The following is a 22,549-nucleotide window of genomic DNA, read 5'->3' on the forward strand; positions in this document are numbered from 1 at the left end:
GGCCCCCTTTTAATTTTGGTTCATCCGAACGCTGTTGCGCGCTTCTAGATACGAACGCCGCGAAGGCGCAGCGAATTGAGCACCACCGAGATTGACGACGCGCTCATGGCGAAGGCAGCAAACATCGGACTGATGAGGATGCCAAAGAAGGGAAACAGAACTCCCGCCGCGACCGGCACGCCGGAGGCGTTGTAGATCAGCGCGAAGAACAGGTTCTGGCGGATGTTGCGCATCGTGGCCCGGGCGAGCCGCCGCGCACGCACGATACCATCAAGGTTGCCCTTGACCAGCGTGACGCCCGCGCTTTCGATGGCCACATCGGCGCCGGTGCCCATGGCGATGCCGACATCGGCCTGCGCGAGCGCGGGGGCGTCGTTGACGCCATCCCCGGCCATGGCGACCTTGTGGCCCGCCTCTTGCAACTCAAGGATGATCCGCGCCTTGTCCTCCGGCAGCACGTCGGCCCGGATCTCATCGATTCCGAGCCGCGTGCCGATGGCCTTGGCCGTGCGTTCGTTGTCGCCGGTCGCCATGATGACGCGGAACCCCAGTTCATGCAGATCCTCGATGGCTTCTGGCGTGGTCTCCTTCACTGGGTCGGCGACAGCAACTAGACCGGCGATCTCGCCATCCAGCACAACGAACATGACCGTCTCGCCTTCGTCGCGGCGGGCATTGGCCTTGGCGGTCAACGCGCCCGCCTCGAGCCCCAATTCGCGGATCATCGCCAAATTGCCGAGCGCGACCGCTTTGCCGTCAACGACCCCCTTGACGCCCTTGCCAGTGACCGCCTCGAAGTCCCGTGCCTCGTCCATTTTGACATCTCGCTCCTCCGCACCCCTGACGATCGCTTCGGCCAAGGGGTGCTCCGATCCGCGCTCAAGCGATGCGGCGAGACGCAAGACCTCGGCTTCGTCGTGGCCGGGTTGCGGGAGTACGTCGACAAGCCGCGGCTTGCCTTCGGTCAACGTGCCGGTCTTGTCGACGATCAGGGTATCGACTTTCTCGAACCGCTCCAGCGCCTCGGCGTTCTTGATCAGCACCCCTGCCTGAGCGCCCCGTCCTGTCGCTGTCATGATCGACATCGGTGTCGCCAGGCCAAGCGCACAAGGACAGGCGATGATCAGAACCGCCACCGCCGAAATCAATGCGTAGGAAAGCGCAGGCGCGGGCCCCCAGATCGCCCAGGCGATGAAGGACAGGACCGCGATACCGATGACGGCCGGAACGAAATAACCCGCCACCTTGTCGGCATATTTCTGGATCGGGGCGCGCGAGCGCTGCGCGTTCGACACCATCTCGACAATTTGAGCCAGCATCGTGTCGGACCCGACACGCGTCGCCTCCATCACCAGACTGCCAGTGCCGTTGATCGTCGCACCAGTTACCGGGTCGCCTTCGGTCTTCTCGACCGGCACAGGTTCACCGGAGATCATGCTTTCGTCGATCGAGGACCGGCCGTCCAGAACCACGCCATCGACAGGCACTTTATCGCCGGGCCGCACGCGCAGACGGTCGCCGACCTGTACGTCCTCCAGCGGAATCTCCTCCTCGGAGCCATCGTCCCGCATGACCCGCGCGGTCTTGGCGGCCATGTCGAGAAGCGCGCGGATCGCCTTACCGGTTCCTTCACGTGCGCGCAATTCCATCACCTGACCGAGCAGCACGAGCGTCACGATCACCGCCGCCGCCTCGAAGTAGACGCCGACATGGCCTTCGAAGTCTCGGAACCCATCAGGGAATATGTCCGGTGCGAGAACGGCAACGACGCTGAAGAGCCAGGCGGCAAGAACGCCCATGCCGATCAGGGAGAACATGTTGAGGTTCAATGTGCGGAACGAAATCCATCCGCGTTCCAGAAACGGCCAGCCGCACCACAAGACCACTGGCGTTGCCAGGATCAATTCGATCCATTGTGTGGTGCTTTCGCCAAAAAAAGTCCGGACTGCGGGGAAACCGACGAATGGCCCCATCGTGAGGACAAGGAGCGGGATCGTCAGGACTGTGCCGACCCAGAACCGCCGTGTGAAATCCACCAGTTCGGGATTTGGACCTTCATCGCCCGGCACACCGGATTCCAGTTCCAATCCCATACCACAGATCGGACACGCGCCCGGATCAGGCTGCCGCACCTGAGGGTGCATCGGGCAGGTGAAAATGGGACCATCATGTCCTGTAGGAACCAGATCATATCGGCCATCGGCCGGCGTGGCACCCGCGTGGTGTTCGTGATGATCATGTGCTGAATGGACCTCGAGCTCCGATTCCGGCACGAGGTGCATCCCGCATTTCGGACAATTGCCGGGCTCGTCCTGCCGCACCTCAGGGTGCATGGGGCAAACGAATACCGAAGAAGCTGCTGTGGTTTCAGAACTGTCGGGAGTGCTCATTTTGCGGTCCTTTCCGAGAATGCTTCTCTTGCCTAAGGCTTCCATCCACAGGAAGGTCAAGAGAGATCAGTATGGAGATTACATTGCGGCTCTGCGGGGTGGCGCTTTCCGGCCCCGTTCCCGCCGGGCGAACACGATCAACGCCAGCCCGACCAACACCATCGGCATGGAGAGCAACTGGCCCATCGTCAAACCCCACTCACCAAAATGAAACGCATGGCCAATCGGGTTGTCCGCCGTCACAAATTGTTGGTCCGGTTGCCGGAACATCTCGACGAAACTTCGGGCAAGACCATAGCCGGTCAGAAACACGCCAGCCAAGGCACCGGGCATTTTCAGCCAGCCCCGGCCCCAAGCGAGATAAATGAGCAGCATTCCAAGAATGAGCCCCTCCAATAGCGCCTCATACAGCTGCGACGGGTGTCGCGCGCAGAGGTCGCTAATCCCTGGGCAGGCCTGCGCGACTTCGCCGGGAAAGATCACCGCCCAGGGAACGTCCGTTGGACGCCCCCATAACTCATTGTTGGTGAAGTTCGCCAGCCTCCCAAGAAACAAGCCTGGTGGTGTTGCCAAAGCCAGCAAGTCGCCAGTGCTGAGCAATGACGCGTTCTGTCTAAGGCAGAACAGCAAGGCCGCAATGACAACGCCCGCGAACCCCCCGTGGAAAGACATGCCGCCTTGCCAGACCATCAGAATTTCCAAGGGATTGGCGAGATAATATGCGGGCTGGTAGAACAATACAAAGCCCAGACGCCCGCCAGCAATCACGCCGATGATAATCCACGTCAGAAGATCTTCGATCTGCGTTCGGTCAAGCGGCGGTCCAGCTGACGTCCAGAGCGCTGGACGGCTTATGGCACTCAAACAAATGCGCCAGCCAATCAGGATACCGAAGATATAGGCTAGCGCGTACCAGCGGAGTGCAAATGTGACCCCCCCGATGTCGAAGGAGAAGAGGTCGGTTCCGATGTCCGGAAATGGCAAAGCCGCTGGCAACACTGGGTGAGTTCCTAATAAAAGACAGATGTGGGTTCAAATGGCATTGATCGAGCAATGCCAAAGGTGCTCAATCGGGGATAGGATATCCAATCCCCATCACGCGGCGTCGAGGGCGTCCCGGAGTAGATCGCGGACTTCGCCGGCGACCGCGGCCAGGTCTTGGTTCTGCACCGCCTGCATCGAAGCGACAGGATCGACCGCGCTGACCTCGGTGTCGCCGTCCAGTTGCCGCAGGATCACGTTGCACGGGAGCATCGCGCCGATACGAGGCTCGATCTCGATGGCTTTGTGCGCCATGCCCGGATTACAGGCCCCCAGGATGCGGTAGGCTGGCATATCCACATCCAGCTTGTTTTTCATCGTCGCCTTGACGTCGATCTCGGTCAGAACGCCGAATCCCTTGTCTGACAGAGCGTCTCGGACGCGCATCTCCGCGTCATCGATAGTGGTATCTTTCAAGACGCGATCATGGGTATATGACATGGGTTGTTTCCTTTCCGTTTCTAAAACTGTCTGCCTACGGAGGCTGAACGCCTCATGCCGCTGTTGGGTTCAATGTCCCACCGGCGTATGGTTTTGGCGCTTCGAGAAAGGGTGCCGGTAAAAGAACCGGCACGCCACGACTCAGTTGTCCTGCATCATGGTGCCGTCGCCCATGCCCTGGCCATTGCCGGGCCGCACGGGCGCATCTGCCATGTTCGACCGAATCATCTGCATCCGTTCCATCCTATCGGCCGGAGCGGCCATCTCTTCCGGCGTCACCGCGCCGTCGCCATCGGCATCGAGGTGTTGGAAGCGATCCACCATCATTTCGCGGATCATCGCGCTGTGGAGAGCTTCAAATTCAGTAATCGAGAGGCTTCCATCCCCGTCGCTGTCAAACTCGGAAAGCTTGGCCTCCAGCTGCGTGCGCATTTCTTCCGGCGTCGTTGTGCCGTCTCCATCAGTGTCGAACATTTGCATCATGCCGCCAGCCATGCCTGGGCTCATCATACCATTGCCCATGCCTGCGCCCATCATGCCTGCGCCCATCATGTTTCCGTGCATGCGCTTCATCATGTCCATCATTCCGCCCATGTTCCCCATCATACCGGGACCACCGTTCTGCATCATGCCTGGTCCGCTCTGGGCGCCAAATTGTCCCCCACGCCCGTGGTTGGCGTCCGCGAATGCGGCACCGCCAAGGGCGGTTGCAGCCAGGGTCATTGCAGCGAGTAAAGTGTTGCGTTTCATTTCGATCACCTCGTGTCAGTGTTGCGATACCCAGCATATGGGGGGCACCTGCAGATGCGGAATGCCACGCGAGCCGGTGTTTTGTATCGCGAGGTCACAAAGGCGGGGTCTGTTACAAATTGCGACAAATCAATTCGGGGCGAACGCTCCTCTTCATCTGAAACATGCGATATCCAGAAAAAAAGGTGTCGAGGATCCGTATACCAACCGAAACCGAACCCATGTTTCGGTAGAGGTGAAATCCGGAAGAGTTGATGTCGAGATTGCTAGAGGCCCTGAATATCCCGAAAATTCAATCATTCAACCCATGGCAGGAGGCTGCAGGGTGCTCTTTTTGAACCGCATTTTCTCAGTTCTAACCTTGGTAATTTTGGCGGGGTGCGGTGCAGGAAACGACATGCGCCCGGATGCTTCAGCCGAAGTCATCAGTAGCGCATCCTACCGTCACGATGGACCGGCCGCGCTGACGTTGTACACCATGATCAACAACAGGTCCGGGGCGGGTGCGCATAGCAGCGTCATGATTAATGGGTCGCAGCGTGTTATCTTCGATCCGGCAGGAACGGTCCGGCTGAGCGCTGTACCGGAACGGGGAGATGTGCTTTATGGCATTACTCCACAAGTGGCCGATTTTTATGCGCGGGCTCATGCTCGCGAGACCTACCATGTCGTCATACAAGAGATCGATGTGTCTCCCGAAGTCGCGGAGCAGGCTTTGCGCCTTGCAATTGCCAGCGGCCCAGCCGCTTCCGGTTTTTGTAGTGCCAGTACCTCCGCGGTACTCAGACAATTACCAGGATTTGAATCCATCGGACGCACATTTTTTCCAAAGCGCCTGATGGCGGATTTTGGCAAGTTGCCGGGCGTGCGAACCACAAAGCTGTTCGAGAACGATGAGGACGACAAATCCGTAGCGATCGCACAGTTCGAAAGTTCACTTGCGACACAGCCGTGAGTGTTCGTCCAACAATTCATTGGAAGATGTCCCTGCACGACGCAGTCCTCGGCGTGTGAGCCAAAGATGCAATAGGTTAGCTTCGAGCGGTAACGCTGTCTTCGGCCGAGTAAAGGAACGCCGTCGATCCGACAGCGACATTCGGATAGAGATCATTGATGTGGGCCATCACCATGCGCACGCATCCCGAACTGGCCCGGCCGCCAATGCTGCGAGGGCTCGGCGTTCCGTGAATTCGAAGGTACGTATCCCGATCTCCGACGAATAGATACAAAGCCCTGCTGCCCAAGGCATTGTTGGGGCCGGGCTCCATACCGTCGGCAAACCGCTCGTAAGCCTCCGGATCGCGTTCGATCATTGACTGCGTTGGCGTCCAGTGCGGCCATTCGACCTTTCGGCGGATCGTATAGGTGCCGGGTTCATAGAGATCGCCCTTGGCAATCGCCACCCCGTATCGCATCGCGGTGCCACCTTCCTCGATATGGTACAGATAGCGCGCGATCGCATCGACGTGAATGTCACCCGGGCGCAAACCGTCATTCGCCAAAACGCGTTGCGGCAGCAGCCTGGGATGCAGCCCCCATGGGTTGGTTGTTGCCGGGTCATAGTTGGCGGGCGTGATCTGCGCAACCCAAGCTGCTTTTTCGGCTGTTGACGGCCAGGTCTTAGCGAATGCTGGCGAACTCAGAGACGCTGAAAACAGCGAGCCGGAAAGTGCAAGGAAGTGTCGTCTTGTAACCATGAAGCGAAGCCCTTTGTTTGTTTTCGATGAATGCGGGACGATTCAAGAAACGTCCGCGACCCCATGCCACCGAACCTTTTGATGTCTTGCGATCGCGACCAACCAGAGGCAAGCAAGGACACCGCTTAGGATCGCGTTCCAACTGGCCATGGACAACGTCAGAAATTCCCAGACAACCTCACTGCACAGAACAAGATTGGACGTATTTGAACTGGCAGAGGGCAGCAATTCCGATACCGACATTTGGGAAACATCGAGGCCGGATCCCGTGCAAGAAGTCGGTCCCTCCCGCCAGCCGCGCTCGACACCGGTATGAAACACTCCCAACGCGGATGTGCTGAGTACCGACAGGGCACCGATTATCAGGATTGGCAAAATCGGCAGAGCAAAGAGCAACAGAGCGCCCATTCCAATGGCGATTGCGTGTGGGTAGCGTTGCCAGATGCACATTGCGCACGGCGCGTACCCAAGAGCCTGGAAAACGAAGGCCCCCAACAGCAAGGCGGCTGATCCTGCCGCCGCAGTCATGCCGAGAGATTTTGGTGTCAGGGTCAATGAACGCTCCCATTGGCAGTCGATGGACCTGTTTCTCGCTTGTCAGGTTACGTAGACGGCGAAAGGCCTGTTATCATTCAGAGATTTGTAACGGTATGTATCCGTCTCGACCCTCAGCCGACTCTGATCCACGTTGCCATACCGTCGGCTTGGTGGCTCAACATGTGGCAATGCAGCATCCACGATCCCGGATTGTCCAGGACGACGAGAATATCCCGCGTCTCGCCGGTATCCAGATAGGTCGAGTCCCGGTATGGACCGGCTTCACCCGCCGCATCGAGTTCCCAGAAATGGTGGCCATGCAGATGCATGACGTGTGGGAACCCGGTTTCGTTGCGGATCGAAATGCGCGCGGTCGTCCCCTGCGCGGCGGATAGGAAAGGCCTTCGAGGCAGGCCGGATACGTCATTGAGCGCCCATGTCCCTGTGCCGTTGTGGGACGCGCTTCCCGCACCTCCCTGGAGCACCAGCTCCGCGGTTTGGCCGGGGTCTTTCGGGGCGGGCATTCGGTTGGCGGGCAATGCGGTGATGGGCGCTTTCGCGGGCTCACGGGAACCGGAAACAGCGATTTCGCCAAGGCTCAACGTCTGTTCTCCAAAGCTGTCGTCGAATCTAATAGGCCCGGTCGCATCACCAATCACATCGCATCTTTGCCCCGGAGCGAGAAGGATCGGTTCGAGCGTCCGAGGATGCGCCAGAGGCATGCCATCCAGTGCAACGATCTTGCCTATCAAACCATCCAGGCCGACACGGTACACCCTGTCGATAGAGGGATTTATGAGACGCAGTCGCAGACGGTCGCCTCGTTTCACAGTCTTGCCGGTTCCATTGAAAACAAGTGCCGTGACCGTATTGCCGATACGGCCCTCGGTTGCGAAGTGGGCCGGGTTGAACGCTTCGTCGTACTGCCCGGACTGATCCAGCAAGACATCGAAGAACTGAACAACGATGTCATGGTCGACAGCCGGCGCATTTTGCTCCTCGACGATGAAGGCGCCGAAAAGACCGCGGCTGACCTGATCGTAAGACAGGTAATGCGAGTGATACCAATACGTGCCGGCATCCGGGACGCCGAATTGATAACGATACGAGTCGCCCGGAATGACCACATCCTGAGTGAGGACGTTGACACCATCCATCCGATTTGGAACCCGCAACCCATGCCAGTGAACGAGAGCGCCCTCCTCCAATCGGTTATCGAGGGTAATGCGGGCGGTTTGTCCTTGTCGCATTCTGACTTCTGGGCCCGGCAGACCACCGTTGAAGCCCAACATCGACACGTCGTACCCAGCAAGGTGCGCCTTGATCGATTGGGGCGCGAGGATCAACTCGTGTGTCGCTGCTGGCAAGCGGGTACCAGCCAGCGCAACGGTCATCCCGCCAAGGAAAGACCTCCGGCTCAAAGACAATTCCGTCACCTCATGAATGATAGACTGGCTTTCGCCAACTGCCGCACTTGTGCCATTTCCGGAAGAGGAACTTCAAGGCGACAGAACACTCCTCACGCCGTTGTCACTTTGGGATACAGGAAGACGCGGGCGCCGATTTCAACGCGTTCGTACAGATCCTTCACATGTTCATTCGTCAACCGCGCGCATCCATTCGACACGGCAGACCCAATTGTCTCCGGGGCGTTCGTTCCATGAATGCGAAGATAGGTATCGCGTCCCTCGGCATCGTAGAGATAGAGCGCGCGGGCCCCGAGCGGGTTGTTTGGCCCGCCTTTCAGTCCATCCTTGTACTTTGCGTATTTGCGTGGCTCGCGCCGGATCATGGCGTTCGTTGGCCGCCACCATGGCCATTTGGCCTTGCGCGCTACCGTGAACTCTCCGGGTTCGTACAAACCTTTGCGCCCTACCCCGACCCCGTAGCGGATCGCCATCCCGTCCTCGAGCATGAAATAAAGGAAAAAATCGTCGGGAACGACGTGGACATCGCCTTTAACCCAGTCACCACGACGGGTGTTTACCAATTGTGGTTCGAACCGTTCGGGCAATTTGACTTTGTGGGCCCAGGCAGTTGTGGGCAGAAAGCAACCCATCGCTCCGGCACAAATCAATTCTCGTCTCGTGAAATTCTGCATGGCGCGATCTCCTCGGACCCATGAAAATTCAGTGCGCGTCAGGGGCAAAGAAAAGAAGCCGTGAACCGGGGCAAACGACGCGCCTTTGTTGCCTTGAAACTACGAAAATTCGTGCTTTTGGAACTCTCCAGCGCTGGAATGTTGTTGTTTTACAGAGAACTGCAAGGAGGTGACTGGAAATGCACTACTCACGATTCTTTATGATGATCGGAACATCGACCGTGGTCATGTTCGTTCTGATGTACCTGAACACCTATCTTTGGGGCCATATCTTCTTTTCGGAGACACGCCTTTACATGGCCATCCTGATGGGGGCGACCATGGCCGTGATCATGTTGGCGTACATGTTGTCCATGTATCAGAACACCAAAGCCAACATCGCGATTTTCGTTGGCGCAATAGTCCTTTTCGCGGCGAGCCTCTGGCTGGTTCGCGGGCAATTCACGGTGCAGGACAGGTCCTACATGCGCGCCATGATCCCGCACCACTCGATCGCCATCATGACGTCGACTCGTGCCGAGATCACCGACCCGCGCGTCCGGGGGCTCGCAGACGACATTATCTATGCGCAGGACAAGGAAATCGCCGAAATGCGCTACCTTATTGCTGACATTGGAGCAAACGGCGAAGCATCGGCCACGCGAAGCGAAACGCCGGCGCAGGTTGTGGATGCGCAACAGGCGCTTCAAACGGAGGTCGTGTCGAAGGTCGATCCTGAGTTTCTGACGGAAGACGAAATCGCTGCGGTGTTCCCGAATGGCGGAAATTGCCGCTTTGCTTACACCTCGGACAGTCCGGCTGTACTGGTGACTGGTGAAACCGGCGAAGGGTCTGCCGCCGCAATGAAGATCAGCGGTGATCTGGTGCGCCTGAATGCGCAGGGCGAAAATGCATTTTCTGAAGGCCCGCTGTCGGCCGAGATCGCAGAGACGAACGGTGACCTGACCGATCTGATCGTCAGCGCGGGAACCGACTACGAAGCCGGGTTCCGTGGTCAACTTACGTGCAGCGGATAAGGAGGAAAGGACATGCCCCGCGACACAGACAGTAAATCCGCGCAGCTTTATCGCATGGTCATGCCGGGCCATGTCTGCCCCTACGGTCTGAAATCGAAAGACCTGCTGGAGCGGCAAGGCTTCGAGGTGGAAGACCATCCGCTTGACACCCGTGAAGACACCGATGCTTTCATGGAGAAGCACGGGGTCGAGACGACGCCGCAGACTTTCATCGGGGACGAACGGATCGGCGGTTACGATGATCTCAGGGTGTTTTTCGACATTGACCCACCCGAGGAAGAGCAAAGCGACACGACCTACCAGCCGGTCATCGCGATCTTTTCCGTTGCCGCGCTGTTGGCATTGGGCCTGTCTTGGCACCAGTACGGGTCGGTCCTTACCTTGCGGGGGTTCGAATGGTTCATTTCGCTGTCCATGACCATTCTCGCGATCCAGAAATTGCAGGATGTCGAAGGGTTTTCGACGATGTTCCTCAACTACGATCTGCTGGCGCGCAAATGGGTGCGATACGGCAAGGTCTACCCGTTCGGCGAAGCGTTGGCAGGTGTCCTGATGACTGCCGGCGCGCTGCTGTGGCTCTCGGCGCCTGTCGCCCTGTTTATAGGCACGGTCGGCGCTGTCAGCGTGTTCAAGGCTGTTTATATCGACAAGAGAGAGCTGAAATGCGCCTGCGTCGGCGGTGACAGTTCCGTCCCGCTGGGGTTCATTTCGCTGACGGAAAACCTGATGATGATCTTCATGGGTATCTGGATGCCGGTCCGCGCGATCTGGTTCTGAGGTACAGCCCCTTCTTGCCTGTCACTTGGCCAACCGCTCCGGCGACAGATCCTCGATGATGGGGCAGTCGGGCCGGTGATCCCCGGCACATTTTTCCACCAGTTCGGCGAGCGTCGCGCGCATGGATTGCAGTTTCGCGATCTTTTCCTCGATCTGGCGCAGATGGTCTTCCGCAACCGCCTTCACTTGCATGCTTTCGCGGTTTTCATCCTCGTAGAGCGACAGGAGCGTCCTGCAATCTTTGATGGTGAACCCCAAGGCCCGTGCGCGACCCAGAAACGCCAGCTTGTGAATGTGGCTCTCGGTGAACGCGCGGTAGCCGTTCTCGCTACGGTTCGGGCGGATCAGCCCGATGTCCTCGTAGTAGCGGATTGTTTTTGGGGGCACACCCGATTGTCGGGCAACGTCTCCGATGTTCATGTCGAACCTCCGTTATTCTGCTGGAGCAGGAGTGGCGGCTGCCAGCTCTGCCGGGATTGCGCGCTGCTCGTCCATCGCAGGCGCGATGCGCCGCAGCCGCAGGGCATTGGTCAGGACAAACACCGAGGACAACGCCATCGCACCCGCCGCAAGGATTGGTGACAGGAGCAACCCAAAGGCGGGATAAAGCACCCCGGCAGCGACCGGAATAAGTGCCACGTTGTAGGCAAAGGCCCAGAACAGGTTCTGCCGGATGTTGCGCATGGTCCGCCGCGATACTTCGAAGGCGTTCACCACGCCGCGCAAATCGCCCGACATCAGGACGACATCCGCAGATTCGATGGCTACATCGGTGCCGGTTCCAATGGCGATGCCCACATCGGCATGCGCCAGCGCCGGGGCGTCGTTGATCCCGTCGCCGACAAAGGCGATGCGCTTGTTCCCTTGGCGCAAACTGTCGAGCGCCGCAACCTTGCCGTCCGGCAGGACGCCGGCGATGACGTGGTCGATACCGGTTTCGCGGGCGATGGCTTCGGCGGTTTCGCGTTTGTCGCCGGTGATCATCGCAACCGCAAGACCCTTTTCGTGCAGCGCTGCGATGGCTGCGCGGCTTGCCGGTTTGACCGGATCGGCCACGCCGATCACGGCGGCGACACGCCCATCTATGGCAGCGTAAAGCGCCGTGCGACCCTTGCTTGCGATCTTCGTTTCCTCTGGAGCCAATGCCGAGACGTCAATGCCTTCGCGCGCCATGTAGCGGTCGGCCCCAACCAACACCTCCACGTCTTCGACCACGGCGCGCACGCCGTAACCTGTGACCGATTGAAAGCCTTCGGCCGCCACAAGAGGTGCGCCCTCGGCCCGCGCGGCCCGCACGATGGCGTCCGCGACAGGATGCTCGGAGAGCGACTCCACTGCAGCGATCTTCGAGAGCGTTGTTGGGCGATCGAACCCTTCCGCCAGCACAAGGTCAGTCAGTGCGGGTCGCCCCTCGGTCACCGTGCCTGTTTTGTCGAGGGCGACCACATCAACGGAATCAAGTTGCTGCAAGGCGTCACCTTTACGGAACAGGACACCCATTTCCGCAGCACGTCCCGTCCCGACCATGATCGAGGTCGGCGTCGCAAGCCCCATCGCGCAGGGGCACGCGATAATGAGCACCGACACACCGGCGACCAGCGCCATCGTCAGGGCCGGATCAGGCCCGAAAAACAGCCAGACCAGCACGGTCGCCGCCGCGATCGCCATCACGGCAGGCACGAACCACAAGGTGATCCGGTCGACCAATCCCTGGATCGGCAGTTTGGCGCCCTGGGCCTCTTCGACCATGCGAATAATCTGCGCCAGGGTCGTGTCGGCGCCGACCCGCGTGGCGAGGAACTGCAGGCTTCCGGCGCCGTTGACCGTCCCGCCGGTCACCGTATCTCCGGCACCTTTTTCAGCGGGGATCGGCTCGCCTGTCAGCATGCTTTCGTCGACGCGGCTGGTCCCCTCGATGACCTCGCCATCGACCGCGATGCGTTCACCAGGGCGCACGATGACGATGTCACCCTGAACCAGCGCATCGATCTCGATCTCGACGCTTTCTCCGTCCCGCATCACGCGTGCAGTCCGCGCCTGAAGCCCTAATAGCTTCTGGATGGCCGCGCCGGTTCTCCCCTTGGCGCGCGCTTCAAGAAACCGCCCCAGAAGGATCAGAACGACGATGACCGCTGCCGCCTCGAAATAGACGGTGCGCAGCGTGTCAGGCAGGACCGACGGTACGAATGTCGCAACCACGGAATAAAGGTAAGCCGCCCCGGTGCCGACCGCGACGAGGCTGTTCATGTCGGGGGCACCCCGGAACAAGGCCGGGAAACCCTTGGTGTAAAACGTCCGGCCCGGGCCGAAGAGAACGATTGTCGTCAGCACGAACTGAAGAAGCCAACTCGTCTGCTGGCCAATCGTGGTCTCGATCAGCATATGAACGGCCGGAATGACGTGGCCACCCATTTCGATCAGGAAGACCGGCAAGGCGAGGATGGCCGCAAAGGTGACCCGTTTGGCAAGCGCCTGAGCCTCTTCCTCCTTGCGCGCAACTCTGTCGTCACCGGCCTGGGCCGTTGCCACGGTTGCTGGATACCCTGCCGCGCCGCTTGATTCGATCAGATCGGATGTCGTGACAAGACCTTCGACGTAAACGACCGTCGCCGTCTCTGAGGCGAGGTTGACGTTCACCTCGACCACCCCGGGCACCGCGGCAAGCGCCTTATCGACCCGCCCGACGCAAGAGGCACAGGACATCGCTGCAATCGTGAGTTCGGCCCTGGCCTTCCGCGCGGGGTAGCCCAGCTCGCGAAGGGATTCGATGATGTCGGGAATGCGCTTGAGCGCGTCCACGCTCATGCGAGCAGTTTCCGAGGCAAGGTTCACCGACACATCCTCTACGCCGTCGATTGCATTCAATGCGCGATCGACCCTGCCAACGCAGGACGCGCATGACATGCCTTCGATCGGCAGGCTGATCTGTTTGGGTTCGGGCATATGTGTCACCTGTTTTTCCATTCGAAGTGGAATATGAGGCTTCCAGTTACTGGAGGGTCAATGGGAGGGCGCCAAATAAATTTCTTCACTTGACCTTCCAGCGGGGGGAAGCCCCATGTCACCGATAGAAATCAGATCAAGGAGTGGTTCCGATGAAGTTCAGCGTTCCGGACATGAGCTGTGGGCATTGCACCGCAGCAATCGAAAGCGCGGTGAAGAGCGCAGATCCGAATGCAGGCGTAGAATGTGACCTTTCTGCCCGACAGGTGCATGTCGACAGCGTGTTACCAGCCGATCAGGTCCAAGCGATCATTCGGGATGCGGGCTACAACGTGGAACCTGCGGCCGCTTGATGCAGTGCCTGGACCACCCAAGGGTGGTCCGGGCACAGAATTTCAGTCTTCGACTTTGCGGGCTTCCTCGACCAAGTCGGCAAGCTGCGCCTTTTCGACGAAGCCCGGGACCAGCGCATCCCCGATCACGAAAGACGGCGTGCCGTTAAAGCCCAGAGCTTGGGTCAGTTGCATGGAGGTCGCAATGTGCTCTTCGACCTCGGGGGCCTCCATGTCCTTGCGCAACTGCGCGATATCCAGGCCGATCTCCTCGGCCACGCGCAGCACGGAGGCCTCTTCCGCGCGGCCTTCCAGCCCCATCATTGCCCAGTGAAACTCTTCGTATTTGTCCTGCTTGCGCGCTGCCAAGGCCGCTTTCGCGGCAAACACCGATCCGTCTCCGAGAATGGGCCATTCACGATAGACGAGGCGAATGTTGGGATCGTCTTCGATCAAAGCCCGCACCTCGGGTTTGACCCGCCGACAATAGGGACAGTTGTAGTCGAAAAATTCCACAACAGTGACGTCCCCTTCCAGGTTGCCGAGAACCGGCGCATTCGGATCGTTCTCGATCAGATCGCGCTGGTCATTCAGAACTTGGGCCTGACTGAGCTCCTGCGCTTGCGCCTGCCTTTGTTCGAGGATCGCCACGGCCTCCATGACAATCTCCGGGTTCTCGCGGATTGCCTCGAGCACAAGTTCCTTGACCCGGGACTCTGACAGTTCGTCCGCGAGTGCCGGTATCGGAAGCAAGGCAGCTATCGCGACCGTCGTGAAGGCTTGTCTGAAACGCATTTTAGTTCTCTCCCCGTTGTTCGTCGGCTTCTGTCCGCGCGGCCTGGACTTCGCGGATGCGGTCTGGCCAGGTGGACCGGATGAAGGCCAGGATGTTGTGAATTTGCTGGTCGGTCAGCACGTCTGCGAAACCGGGCATGCCACTGTCGAATTCGACGCCCTGACGCGCCAGAAGCGCCGCACCCCCCAGTTTTGTGTAATCGAAGAGCAGGCTGTCAGGATGATGCCAGGTGTGACCCGTCTCATCATGTGGTGGTGCTGGCAGGCGCCCATCCGCGCCGGGCGTTCGCCATTCCGGCTGGCCTTCCAGACCCGCGCCATGACAAGACGCACAGTTTTCTGCGTAGAGCAACGCGCCTTCTTCGATGTCGTAGCTCTCCGCCCTGGACGCGCTGCCGACATCCGAGGATGCACTGGTCGAGAGCCAATACGTGAAGGCGGCTGCTGCGACAGTGATCGGAAGGGACCAAACGAGATATCTCATGTGACCCGTATCCAGGTTGTCATGCCAGATGCGGCGTGGCTGAGCATGTGGCAATGGAACAGCCACTTGCCGGGATTGTCTGCCGTAAAGGCGATCTCCCGGGACTCGTTGCCGGCCAACAGGATCGTGTCCCGCATCGGCCCGAACGCGCCGTCGGGGCGCAGCTCGCGGAAATGCATCCCGTGCAGGTGCATCGCATGTGGGAAAACGGTCTGGTTCTCGATCTTCAGGCGCACCGGCTCGTTCAGGGATAGATCGGCCAGTGGCGTGTAGGTCATTTCGGCGACATCATTCAGGGCCCAGAATTTGCCCGCTTGGGCAAGCTGACGGAATCCAAGACGTTCCCCGCCAAGCAATGCGGACTGCATTCGCCCCATTGCCCCGCCGGACATGACCAGTCGCAAATCACGCGCATCGGCAAGGTCCGGGGCGTGTGCCGCGGGGTTCGGCGGCAACGGCAGTGGCTTGCCTCTTGGTACTGAACTGGCTGTGCCGTTGACCAGAAAACTCACCAACGGGGTCAGTTGATCATCATCGCCGATGCGAAGCAATTGGGCGGTGCCGCCTTCGTCTTCGGTCACATCCACAATTAAGTCGACGCGCTGTGCCGGGCCGAGGATCAACTCGCCGTCAACCGACTGGGGTTGGCCGGTTGGCATTCCATCCACGGCCACCGTCCAGCCACTGAATCCAGAGAGCCTCAGCGGGAAAATTCGAGCGCTTGCTGCGTTGATGATCCGCAAGCGAATGCGCTCGTTGCGCTGCGCGGGCAAGGTCAGGTCATAGCGCCCGTTGGTCGTGATAAAGTTGCCGGTACGTCCACCGTGGCTCATCATCATGGGCTGTTCGAAATTGTCGAACAGCTGCCCGCTCTCAGGGTCGAGCAACCAGTCCTCCAGAACGATGACTTCCTCGCGGTCGATGTCCGGTCCATCGACCTCTTCGACGATCAAGGCACCGCGCAGACCACGCGCGACTTGCTCGTATGAGCGATTATGCGCGTGATACCAATAGGTGCCCGCGTCCGGTACGACGAAGTCGTAGTCAAAGGTTCCACCCGGCGCTACGGCCTCTTGGGTCAGCCCTGAAACGCCATCCATCGCGTTGTCGATCCGGATTCCGTGCCAGTGAACCGAACTGGGATCGGGTACCTCGTTGCGAAACCTGCGACGCACCCGATCGCCTTGTGTGACCCTGATTTCCGGGGCCGGAACGAGGCCGTCATAGCCCCAGATCTCTGTTTCCGGGTAGGTGTCCGGAAGAAGCTGTCGACGTGCAACCTTGGCAATCAGGTCCTCGAACGGGGTCGCGGCAAAAGCCGACTGCGGGATGGCCGCCGCGCAGGCCGCCAGTGTTGCATGGCGCAAGAAATCCCGACGTGTTTGTCTCATTTCGATCCTCGAGAAAGCGGGGGCGTGTTGCCCCCGCGTGGTGTTAGTTCGACGCGGGGTTCTCCGCCTCGACCGTGTCCTTGTTCAGCAGGAAAAGCGCCATCGCTTCGCGATCGGCAGGTGTCAGAAACCGAGTTCCCTCGCGAACCACTTCCGCCATGCTGCCGCCGAAAGCATCGCCCGAAGGGGTGATGCCGGTCTGGAGCGCATAAGCGAGGTTTGAAACCGTCCAGTCATTTTTGACCAGGTCTTTTGGCCGTATCGCGGGGGCCTTGCTGCCACCGGGAAGCTGGGCGTTGCCTGCAAAGGAAGCACCGATATCGCGGCCTCCCGCAAGATTGCGCGGCGTATGGCAGGCTCCGCAATGTGCCGCACCGCGCACCAATTCCCGTCCTCGATTCCATGCGTCGCTTCGCCCTTCAATCGGTTCGGTATCCGGATCGTAGAAGAACGCCGCTCGCCAGAGCTTCAGCCCCCATCGTTGGTCGAATGGGAAGCTGACATCATTTTCTAGTGCAGGCTCGTCCACGGGCGGCACGGTTTGAAACGCCGCCCAGAGGTCAGCGATATCCTGATCAGAAAAATCCGCATAGAAGGTGTACGGGAAAGACGGATAGTACGGCGTTCCATCGGGGCCGATGCCTTGCCGCACGGCTTTTGCGAACTGTTCTGCCGTCCATTCGCCCATGCCATGTTCCGGGTCTGTCGTCAGGTTGGGCGGGTAGAACGTTCCGAACGGGGTTTCGAGCGGCGCCCCTCCGGCAAGTGGTGCGCCGCCCGCTTCAAAATTGGTATGACAGGCAATGCACCCACTGGCGCGCGCCAGATATGCGCCCCGGTCGACATTGCCCTCTATTGCAATCGGAGTCACTGCACTGCCGACAGGCCATGCAATCACGACGCCGAGGCTGGCCGCGCCCAGCACGGCGGCCCCGCTGACGAGTGTCAAGAACCGGCGCATGGTCAGTCTTCTTCCGCCCGGAAGCGTTCATGGCATGCGGAACAGACCTGGGTCGTCATCGCGAATGCTGCGTCGGCGGGCATTTCGGCAATGGCGGCCGCATCCATCATGTCGCCTCGGCCCATCATCGTGCTCCCGCCCATCATGGTTGTATCGCCTCCCATCATTGACCCGCCGCCCATCATCGAGGCGCCATCCATGGAGGTATTGCCGCTCATGCCGCCCAATCCATTGTCGGCTGCGCGTTCCAGGCCCTCAGAGTATTCTTCCAGCTGACTTGCCAATGCCGCGAAGCGCTCCCAGTCGGTCCACACCTCGTCCTTGGCTTCCGAGGGCATGCCCCCTGTGCCCTCTGGGAACAGCTTTGTCATGCTCTCACCGGCGTGCTGCTGGAACAGGCGCGCGGCATCGCGCACTGTTTCTGCGTCATAGGCCGTTTCGCCCCGCATCATCGGGGCCACGGTCTTGACCGCCTTCCCCATTGCAAGCATGGCATCCATGCGCTCTTTCACGATGCCGGTGGCACCGCTATGCGCGAATGCCGTGACCGCAGTACCTGCAATCAACACTGCCGCTACGATAGTCGTCTTTTTCATGTCTTCGATCCTTCTTTGGGTCTGCTTTTCGAGCGATGTGAAATCAGACCCACCGTCGGGGCGGTGGAGGATCGCTGATCGGGCGCAATTCGGTTCGTTGGATCGCGCCGTCTTGCATGACGGCTTTCAGAAAAGAAGGCTCGTACGCCATGTTCGGCTGAAGCAATAACGCTGCCGGGACAGAACAATCGAGGCCTGGATGGCAGTGGCCAGAGGCCTCGGTCGATGGCCCTGCGTCTTCGTGACCATGGTATTCCTGCCCCAACGACGTTTCACCATGATATACCGGCGCCTCTGGCACCCCGAGTACTACAAGGAAAAGGCCGAAAACGGCCGACAGAATCCATCGGTTCGTCTTCGACCAACGCATCAGTTGATCCCGTTGGCCCGCTGCAATTCGCGGACATAGGCGGCCACCATCTTGACGTCTCCTTGGGTCAATCCCTCGATCTTAGGCATATTACCGAAATTCCAGTGATGTGCACGGACGCCGTTTTGAGCTGCCAGAACAAAAGCCATGTCCGAATGGTGGCTCGGTTCGTAGATCTTGTGCACGAGAGGCGGCGCAACACCGTTGCGACCGGCGGCATTTTCGCCGTGACACTCGGAACATTTTGCCTCGAATATGTTCTTCCCAAGCGCCGCCTGCTGCGAGAGTGCGTCAGGCAGCTGGACCTGGACGATCGGATCGCCTTCGGCAATCTCGCTTGTGTCAGGTGGCGTCATGGAGTGGCCAACCGCTAAATCTTCGGCTCCAACGAACTGCCAAACGGCAAAACCCCCGCCGATAACAAAAACGGCACCAATCAGCGCAGTTAATTTGTCCATGCCTGTATCTTCCGCCTTGCCCGTTGGGTCAGATGAGTTTGACTTGAGTGCCGACAGGCGCTCGCTCGTAGACTTCCTCGATCTGTTCGTTGAACAAACCGATGCAGCCGTTTGACGACCGGCGGCCGATCTTGCGCGTGTCCTGTGTCCCGTGAATACGGTAGTACTGCCACGACAGGTACAGTGCGCGAGTACCCAAGGGGTTGTCCGGATCACCCCCCTCGATACGTGCCGGCCATTCCGGATTGCGTTCCCGCATGGAGGGCGTCGGCGCCCAACTGGGGTTTTTGCGTTTTTCCACCACTTCAGTGTAACCGCGTTTGGTGAGTTCGTCGGTCAGCGGAACGGATGTCGGGTAAATCCGCATCTCGCCGTCCGCTGTCCAGTGCTGTAGCGCCATCGTCACGGTGTCTGAGATGATGATCCCTTTGCCGAGCGTGTCGAAATGGTCTTGCCAGTCATGAACTCGGAAAGAAGAAATGTTGCGGCGAATGGTTTCGGCTCGAACCACGCTTGGTGCAACCAAAGCGACAGCCGCATACCCCAACAGGCTTCGTCGATTGATCTTGTTGTTTCGCGATGTCGTCATGACACACTCCTAGCCTACGGTTTGTACATGTCTTTTACGGGAGACCCGGCATCAGGCAACCTGACAAGGCCGCGAGAAGTGTATCCATTTGTATCCTTGACCTTACCCTGCTGGAGGGTCGCAAATGACGCCAGGAACGAGACAAAGAGGGTGTCATGGACGACGAAAATCCCAAGAATAAGCCGATTACAGACAAGCTCATGCATTACGGAATGATGGCGTGTTGCATTGTGATGCTGTTGCCCGTGATCGGTTTTTTTCTCGCTGGCGGAACGCTTGCGGGTATGTGGGGCAATGCATCGGCTTTCGCCCCGCTCCTGTTGTGCGTTGGAGCGCATCTTGTGATGCATAGATTCATGGGGAAATCGTGCCATTCCGACAAGGCAAACGATACTATCGAGGAAGCGCCCGAGCCCATAAGTTCCGTGATTCCTAGCGTCGCCCGCAACAGGCAGTGATGTGCGAGGGAAAGCAAAGGTATTCGTATTGCTGTTGATGGTTACATTACTTGGAGGTTGCGCGGGAAGCCTTGCAGACTGCCTAGATCTGAAGGCTATCGTGTCCACGAAGCAAGCGTCAGACCTTCTGCCGGATGGGTGTCGAACCCTTTCATCTTCTGCGACTGGCGTTGCGCGAATTGTCTGTGCGGACGGTCGTCAGGGTTTTGCCACAGGTGGACTTTGACGCAATTTCCGCCGTCCTGGCGAAATCTGCGGAAAATATGGGAAGGAAGCAGGTATCTTGATCGATTGCCTTTTGATCCTCCGACGGGTTTTGCTTATTCCCTTCGTGCTCCTGGCCGTTGTCTCTGGAAGTGTCGCGGCAGCAACCTCTGCTGAATACCAGAGCGCGCCACTCACCGCGCATCTCATTAGTGTACAGGACGGCGTTCCCGAGAACACACAGACTCTGTCAGCCGGGCTTCACCTTCAACTGAACGAAAACTGGAAGACCTATTGGCGGTCGGCGGGCGAGGTGGGAATACCGCCTTCGGTCGAATGGAGCGGTTCCGAAAACGTCGCAGATGTCGAATTCATGTGGCCCGCCCCGACGCGCTTCACCGCCTTCGGCATCGAAAATTTTGGTTATGCGGGTGAAGTCGTCTTTCCGCTGCGCATAACGCTCAAAGATCCCGGCGCACCTGTGACTCTTTCCGCGCAGGTCAAACTGCTGGTGTGCTCCAATGTCTGTGTCCCGGAAGAGTTTGACCTGTCACTTCGCCTCGGACGGGGCAACGTCATCGACAGCACTTCGGCTGGGCTGATCGGTACGTTTTCCGAGCGCGTCCCCGAAGGGGCCAAGACGAGCGGCGTCAGCGAGGCAAATGCCTTCATCGACGAAGACCTCACGGAGTTGATCGTCAGCCTTCGCGTCGATGAACCACTCCAGTCGCCGGATGTGTTTCCCGAACTGGGTATGGGTGTTGCGCTTGGCAAACCCGATATCCGTTTGGGAGAAGAGGATCGTTTGCTTTGGGCGCGCTTGCCGATCCTCTCGTCGAATACGGATGTGACAGTGGCTCCGTCGATTACCGTCACCGACGGCGAGAACCGGGCCTTCACGATCATCGCGGATCGCGTGGCGCAAGGAATAGCACCACCCTTTGAACTGGCCGCCACGACACCGGACATGATGGAACTGATCTGGATTGCCGCGATCGCGCTGCTGGGCGGATTGATCCTGAATGTGATGCCCTGCGTGCTGCCGGTGCTGTCCATCAAGGTGTCGTCTGTGCTCAAACACACCGATCACGACACAACCCGTGTCCGGTTCGGTTTCGTCGCTGCCAGCGCCGGCATCATGACGTTCATGTGGGGTCTGGCGCTCGTCCTCTGGGCGCTCCAGACGGCAGGCCTCAGCGTCGGGTGGGGTTTGCAGTTTCAAAGCCCGCTGTTTCTTGCGGCGATGATCGCTGTCCTGCTCGTCTTTTCGGCAAATCTGTTCGGAGCGTTCGAGTTCGCCCTTCCACACGGCATGCAGACGCGGCTTGCAGGGGCCGGAGGACGCAACGGGTATTCCGCCGACTTTTTCACTGGCATGTTCGGTGCCGTCATGGCGACGCCTTGTTCGGCACCGTTCCTCGGCACCGCGGTGGCCTTTGCTTTGGCCGGGCGTGGCGTGGACATCCTCATCGTCTTTACGAGCCTCGGGCTCGGCCTCGCCCTGCCCTATCTCGTCATCGCCGCGTTCCCGCGTCTGGTCGCATTCATGCCCAAGCCTGGTCGATGGATGCTGATCATCAAAAGCGTCATGGGGGTTTTGTTGCTTGCAACCGCCGTGTGGCTGTTCTGGGTGCTCGACGGTGTCGCCGGGCTTGCGTCTGTCATCGCGGTCGCGGCGTTGTCCGGTCTCGCCGTTCTGATACTATCTCTCCCGAATGTGCAGTCCCAATTCAGGTGGTCTATTGCCATAGCCAGCCTTGTCCTGGCCATTGCCGCAGGTCCTCTCTTGCAGCAATCAGCACCTGCGCGTTCGACGCCGCAGTTGGCAATGGCTTGGATCGCATTTGATCGTTCGGAAATAGCGAAACGCGTGTCCGCAGGAGAGGTCGTTTTTGTCGATGTGACCGCTGACTGGTGTCTGACTTGCAAAGCGAACAAGACACTTATCATCGATCGGGAGCCAGTCCGGAGCGCGCTTGAAGCGCCTGGAGTCACGGCGATGCAGGCAGATTGGACACGCCCGGACACGCGCATTTCCCGCTACCTTGAGAGTTTCGGCAGATACGGCATCCCCTTCAATGCCGTCTACGGACCATCGGCACCGAACGGCATTGTGCTGTCCGAATTGCTAAAAACCGAGGATGTGATGAACGCCTTGGCGCAAGCCAGTGGTCGGGATGTTTCCGCAAAGGTTGCCGGACAGGAGTGACCTGCTCGA

At 59.2% G+C, this 22,549-nt stretch carries 23 protein-coding genes; 6 read left to right on the forward strand and 17 right to left on the reverse strand.

Going from position 1 to position 22,549, the window contains the following annotated elements:
- Positions 1-44: 44 nt before the first annotated feature.
- From MUY21_RS14915 to MUY21_RS14930, 4 genes are all read right to left on the reverse strand, one after another.
- A complete protein-coding gene (locus tag MUY21_RS14915; protein WP_282569079.1) occupies positions 45-2,390 on the reverse strand; it encodes a copper-translocating P-type ATPase in 2,346 nt (781 codons plus the stop codon).
- 78 nt (positions 2,391-2,468) lie between these two features.
- Positions 2,469-3,389, reverse strand: coding sequence for a prolipoprotein diacylglyceryl transferase (gene lgt / locus MUY21_RS14920; RefSeq protein WP_248411111.1), 921 nt, complete (start codon positions 3,387-3,389; stop codon positions 2,469-2,471).
- A gap of 96 nt (positions 3,390-3,485) precedes the next feature.
- Positions 3,486-3,872 carry a DUF302 domain-containing protein gene (locus MUY21_RS14925; protein WP_248411112.1) on the reverse strand — a complete coding sequence of 129 codons (387 nt, stop codon included), beginning with the start codon at positions 3,870-3,872 and terminating at the stop codon, positions 3,486-3,488.
- 141 nt (positions 3,873-4,013) lie between these two features.
- Positions 4,014-4,622 (reverse strand): EF-hand domain-containing protein, encoded by a 609-nt coding sequence (locus MUY21_RS14930; protein ID WP_248411113.1) that lies wholly within the window; start codon positions 4,620-4,622, stop codon positions 4,014-4,016.
- A 61-nt stretch (positions 4,623-4,683) separates the two neighbouring features.
- Here MUY21_RS14930 and MUY21_RS16180 point away from each other — a divergent pair, with 61 nt between their 5' ends.
- Positions 4,684-5,577: a hypothetical protein gene (locus tag MUY21_RS16180; RefSeq protein ID WP_306315108.1), complete on the forward strand. Its 894-nt coding sequence runs from the start codon at positions 4,684-4,686 to the stop codon at positions 5,575-5,577.
- 76 nt (positions 5,578-5,653) lie between these two features.
- Here MUY21_RS16180 and MUY21_RS14940 read toward each other — a convergent pair whose 3' ends face one another.
- From MUY21_RS14940 to MUY21_RS16110, 4 genes are all read right to left on the reverse strand, one after another.
- A complete protein-coding gene (locus MUY21_RS14940) occupies positions 5,654-6,319 on the reverse strand; it encodes a L,D-transpeptidase (protein ID WP_248411114.1) in 666 nt (221 codons plus the stop codon).
- Positions 6,320-6,361: 42 nt separating this feature from the next.
- On the reverse strand, positions 6,362-6,847 hold the full coding sequence (locus tag MUY21_RS14945) for a disulfide bond formation protein B (protein ID WP_248411121.1): 486 nt from the start codon (positions 6,845-6,847) through the stop codon (positions 6,362-6,364).
- A gap of 140 nt (positions 6,848-6,987) precedes the next feature.
- Positions 6,988-8,250: a multicopper oxidase family protein gene (locus MUY21_RS14950; RefSeq protein ID WP_007803424.1), complete on the reverse strand. Its 1,263-nt coding sequence runs from the start codon at positions 8,248-8,250 to the stop codon at positions 6,988-6,990.
- A 125-nt stretch (positions 8,251-8,375) separates the two neighbouring features.
- Complete coding sequence (locus tag MUY21_RS16110) at positions 8,376-8,957, reverse strand: L,D-transpeptidase (RefSeq protein WP_012187183.1); 582 nt, start codon at positions 8,955-8,957, stop codon at positions 8,376-8,378.
- Between the two features lie 296 nt (positions 8,958-9,253).
- Between MUY21_RS16110 and MUY21_RS14960 the strand changes: the two genes are divergently transcribed.
- Both MUY21_RS14960 and MUY21_RS14965 read left to right on the forward strand, forming a co-directional pair.
- Positions 9,254-9,973: a DUF305 domain-containing protein gene (locus tag MUY21_RS14960; RefSeq protein WP_338142629.1), complete on the forward strand. Its 720-nt coding sequence runs from the start codon at positions 9,254-9,256 to the stop codon at positions 9,971-9,973.
- Positions 9,974-9,985: 12 nt separating this feature from the next.
- On the forward strand, positions 9,986-10,750 hold the full coding sequence (locus MUY21_RS14965) for a glutaredoxin (protein WP_012187037.1): 765 nt from the start codon (positions 9,986-9,988) through the stop codon (positions 10,748-10,750).
- 21 nt (positions 10,751-10,771) lie between these two features.
- On the opposite strand, the gene cueR is transcribed toward MUY21_RS14965, so the two are convergent.
- Positions 10,772-11,170: a Cu(I)-responsive transcriptional regulator gene (cueR, locus tag MUY21_RS14970; protein ID WP_248411115.1), complete on the reverse strand. Its 399-nt coding sequence runs from the start codon at positions 11,168-11,170 to the stop codon at positions 10,772-10,774.
- 12 nt (positions 11,171-11,182) lie between these two features.
- Complete coding sequence (locus MUY21_RS14975; RefSeq protein WP_040182674.1) at positions 11,183-13,693, reverse strand: heavy metal translocating P-type ATPase; 2,511 nt, start codon at positions 13,691-13,693, stop codon at positions 11,183-11,185.
- 152 nt (positions 13,694-13,845) lie between these two features.
- On the opposite strand from MUY21_RS14975, the gene MUY21_RS14980 reads away from it, so the two are divergent.
- Positions 13,846-14,046: a heavy-metal-associated domain-containing protein gene (locus MUY21_RS14980; RefSeq protein ID WP_007803412.1), complete on the forward strand. Its 201-nt coding sequence runs from the start codon at positions 13,846-13,848 to the stop codon at positions 14,044-14,046.
- A gap of 42 nt (positions 14,047-14,088) precedes the next feature.
- Here the strand turns inward: MUY21_RS14980 and MUY21_RS14985 are convergent, their stop codons facing one another.
- The 7 genes from MUY21_RS14985 to MUY21_RS15015 form a co-directional block, all read right to left on the reverse strand.
- Positions 14,089-14,820 (reverse strand): DsbA family protein, encoded by a 732-nt coding sequence (locus MUY21_RS14985; RefSeq protein WP_009807488.1) that lies wholly within the window; start codon positions 14,818-14,820, stop codon positions 14,089-14,091.
- A gap of 1 nt (position 14,821) precedes the next feature.
- Complete coding sequence (locus tag MUY21_RS14990; protein WP_007803408.1) at positions 14,822-15,304, reverse strand: cytochrome c; 483 nt, start codon at positions 15,302-15,304, stop codon at positions 14,822-14,824.
- The gene (locus MUY21_RS14995) at positions 15,301-16,695 is read right to left on the reverse strand and encodes a multicopper oxidase family protein (protein WP_007803406.1); all 1,395 of its coding nucleotides are present in this window, start codon (positions 16,693-16,695) and stop codon (positions 15,301-15,303) included. Before MUY21_RS14995 ends, MUY21_RS14990 begins: the two co-directional genes overlap by 4 nt.
- A 43-nt stretch (positions 16,696-16,738) precedes the next feature.
- Positions 16,739-17,656: a cytochrome c gene (locus MUY21_RS15000; protein WP_248411116.1), complete on the reverse strand. Its 918-nt coding sequence runs from the start codon at positions 17,654-17,656 to the stop codon at positions 16,739-16,741.
- A gap of 2 nt (positions 17,657-17,658) precedes the next feature.
- Positions 17,659-18,252: a cytochrome c gene (locus tag MUY21_RS15005; RefSeq protein ID WP_007803403.1), complete on the reverse strand. Its 594-nt coding sequence runs from the start codon at positions 18,250-18,252 to the stop codon at positions 17,659-17,661.
- A gap of 369 nt (positions 18,253-18,621) precedes the next feature.
- The gene (locus tag MUY21_RS15010; protein WP_007803401.1) at positions 18,622-19,080 is read right to left on the reverse strand and encodes a cytochrome c; all 459 of its coding nucleotides are present in this window, start codon (positions 19,078-19,080) and stop codon (positions 18,622-18,624) included.
- 28 nt (positions 19,081-19,108) lie between these two features.
- Entirely contained in the window at positions 19,109-19,669 is a 561-nt protein-coding gene (locus MUY21_RS15015; RefSeq protein ID WP_009807486.1) for a L,D-transpeptidase, read from the reverse strand.
- Positions 19,670-19,824: 155 nt separating this feature from the next.
- Here MUY21_RS15015 and MUY21_RS15020 point away from each other — a divergent pair, with 155 nt between their 5' ends.
- Together MUY21_RS15020 and MUY21_RS15025 are read left to right on the forward strand one after the other, a co-directional pair.
- On the forward strand, positions 19,825-20,127 hold the full coding sequence (locus MUY21_RS15020; protein WP_007803398.1) for a DUF2933 domain-containing protein: 303 nt from the start codon (positions 19,825-19,827) through the stop codon (positions 20,125-20,127).
- Between the two features lie 283 nt (positions 20,128-20,410).
- Positions 20,411-22,540, forward strand: a complete 2,130-nt coding sequence (locus MUY21_RS15025; RefSeq protein WP_009807485.1) for a protein-disulfide reductase DsbD domain-containing protein — start codon at positions 20,411-20,413, stop codon at positions 22,538-22,540.
- Positions 22,541-22,549: the final 9 nt, after the last annotated feature.

Origin of the sequence: Aliiroseovarius sp. S2029 (assembly GCF_023195575.1) — a bacterium.
Taxonomy (GTDB): Bacteria; Pseudomonadota; Alphaproteobacteria; order Rhodobacterales; family Rhodobacteraceae; genus Aliiroseovarius; species Aliiroseovarius zhejiangensis.

Excerpts from the sequence above, each read along its gene's own strand:
- MUY21_RS14915 (WP_282569079.1), bottom strand. The coding sequence starts at position 2,390 with ATGAGCACTCCCGACAGTTCTGAAACCACAGCAGCTTCTTCGGTATTC.
- MUY21_RS14925 (WP_248411112.1), bottom strand. The coding sequence starts at position 3,872 with ATGTCATATACCCATGATCGCGTCTTGAAAGATACCACTATCGATGAC.
- MUY21_RS14930 (WP_248411113.1), bottom strand. The coding sequence starts at position 4,622 with ATGAAACGCAACACTTTACTCGCTGCAATGACCCTGGCTGCAACCGCC.
- MUY21_RS16180 (WP_306315108.1), top strand. The coding sequence starts at position 4,684 with ATGCCACGCGAGCCGGTGTTTTGTATCGCGAGGTCACAAAGGCGGGGT.
- MUY21_RS14940 (WP_248411114.1), bottom strand. The coding sequence starts at position 6,319 with ATGGTTACAAGACGACACTTCCTTGCACTTTCCGGCTCGCTGTTTTCA.
- MUY21_RS14945 (WP_248411121.1), bottom strand. The coding sequence starts at position 6,847 with ATGACTGCGGCGGCAGGATCAGCCGCCTTGCTGTTGGGGGCCTTCGTT.
- MUY21_RS14950 (WP_007803424.1), bottom strand. The coding sequence starts at position 8,250 with ATGACCGTTGCGCTGGCTGGTACCCGCTTGCCAGCAGCGACACACGAG.
- MUY21_RS16110 (WP_012187183.1), bottom strand. The coding sequence starts at position 8,957 with ATGCAGAATTTCACGAGACGAGAATTGATTTGTGCCGGAGCGATGGGT.
- MUY21_RS14960 (WP_338142629.1), top strand. The coding sequence starts at position 9,254 with ATGGCCATCCTGATGGGGGCGACCATGGCCGTGATCATGTTGGCGTAC.
- MUY21_RS14965 (WP_012187037.1), top strand. The coding sequence starts at position 9,986 with ATGCCCCGCGACACAGACAGTAAATCCGCGCAGCTTTATCGCATGGTC.
- cueR (WP_248411115.1), bottom strand. The coding sequence starts at position 11,170 with ATGAACATCGGAGACGTTGCCCGACAATCGGGTGTGCCCCCAAAAACA.
- MUY21_RS14975 (WP_040182674.1), bottom strand. The coding sequence starts at position 13,693 with ATGCCCGAACCCAAACAGATCAGCCTGCCGATCGAAGGCATGTCATGC.
- MUY21_RS14980 (WP_007803412.1), top strand. The coding sequence starts at position 13,846 with ATGAAGTTCAGCGTTCCGGACATGAGCTGTGGGCATTGCACCGCAGCA.
- MUY21_RS14985 (WP_009807488.1), bottom strand. The coding sequence starts at position 14,820 with ATGCGTTTCAGACAAGCCTTCACGACGGTCGCGATAGCTGCCTTGCTT.
- MUY21_RS14990 (WP_007803408.1), bottom strand. The coding sequence starts at position 15,304 with ATGAGATATCTCGTTTGGTCCCTTCCGATCACTGTCGCAGCAGCCGCC.
- MUY21_RS14995 (WP_007803406.1), bottom strand. The coding sequence starts at position 16,695 with ATGAGACAAACACGTCGGGATTTCTTGCGCCATGCAACACTGGCGGCC.
- MUY21_RS15000 (WP_248411116.1), bottom strand. The coding sequence starts at position 17,656 with ATGCGCCGGTTCTTGACACTCGTCAGCGGGGCCGCCGTGCTGGGCGCG.
- MUY21_RS15005 (WP_007803403.1), bottom strand. The coding sequence starts at position 18,252 with ATGAAAAAGACGACTATCGTAGCGGCAGTGTTGATTGCAGGTACTGCG.
- MUY21_RS15010 (WP_007803401.1), bottom strand. The coding sequence starts at position 19,080 with ATGGACAAATTAACTGCGCTGATTGGTGCCGTTTTTGTTATCGGCGGG.
- MUY21_RS15015 (WP_009807486.1), bottom strand. The coding sequence starts at position 19,669 with ATGACGACATCGCGAAACAACAAGATCAATCGACGAAGCCTGTTGGGG.
- MUY21_RS15020 (WP_007803398.1), top strand. The coding sequence starts at position 19,825 with ATGGACGACGAAAATCCCAAGAATAAGCCGATTACAGACAAGCTCATG.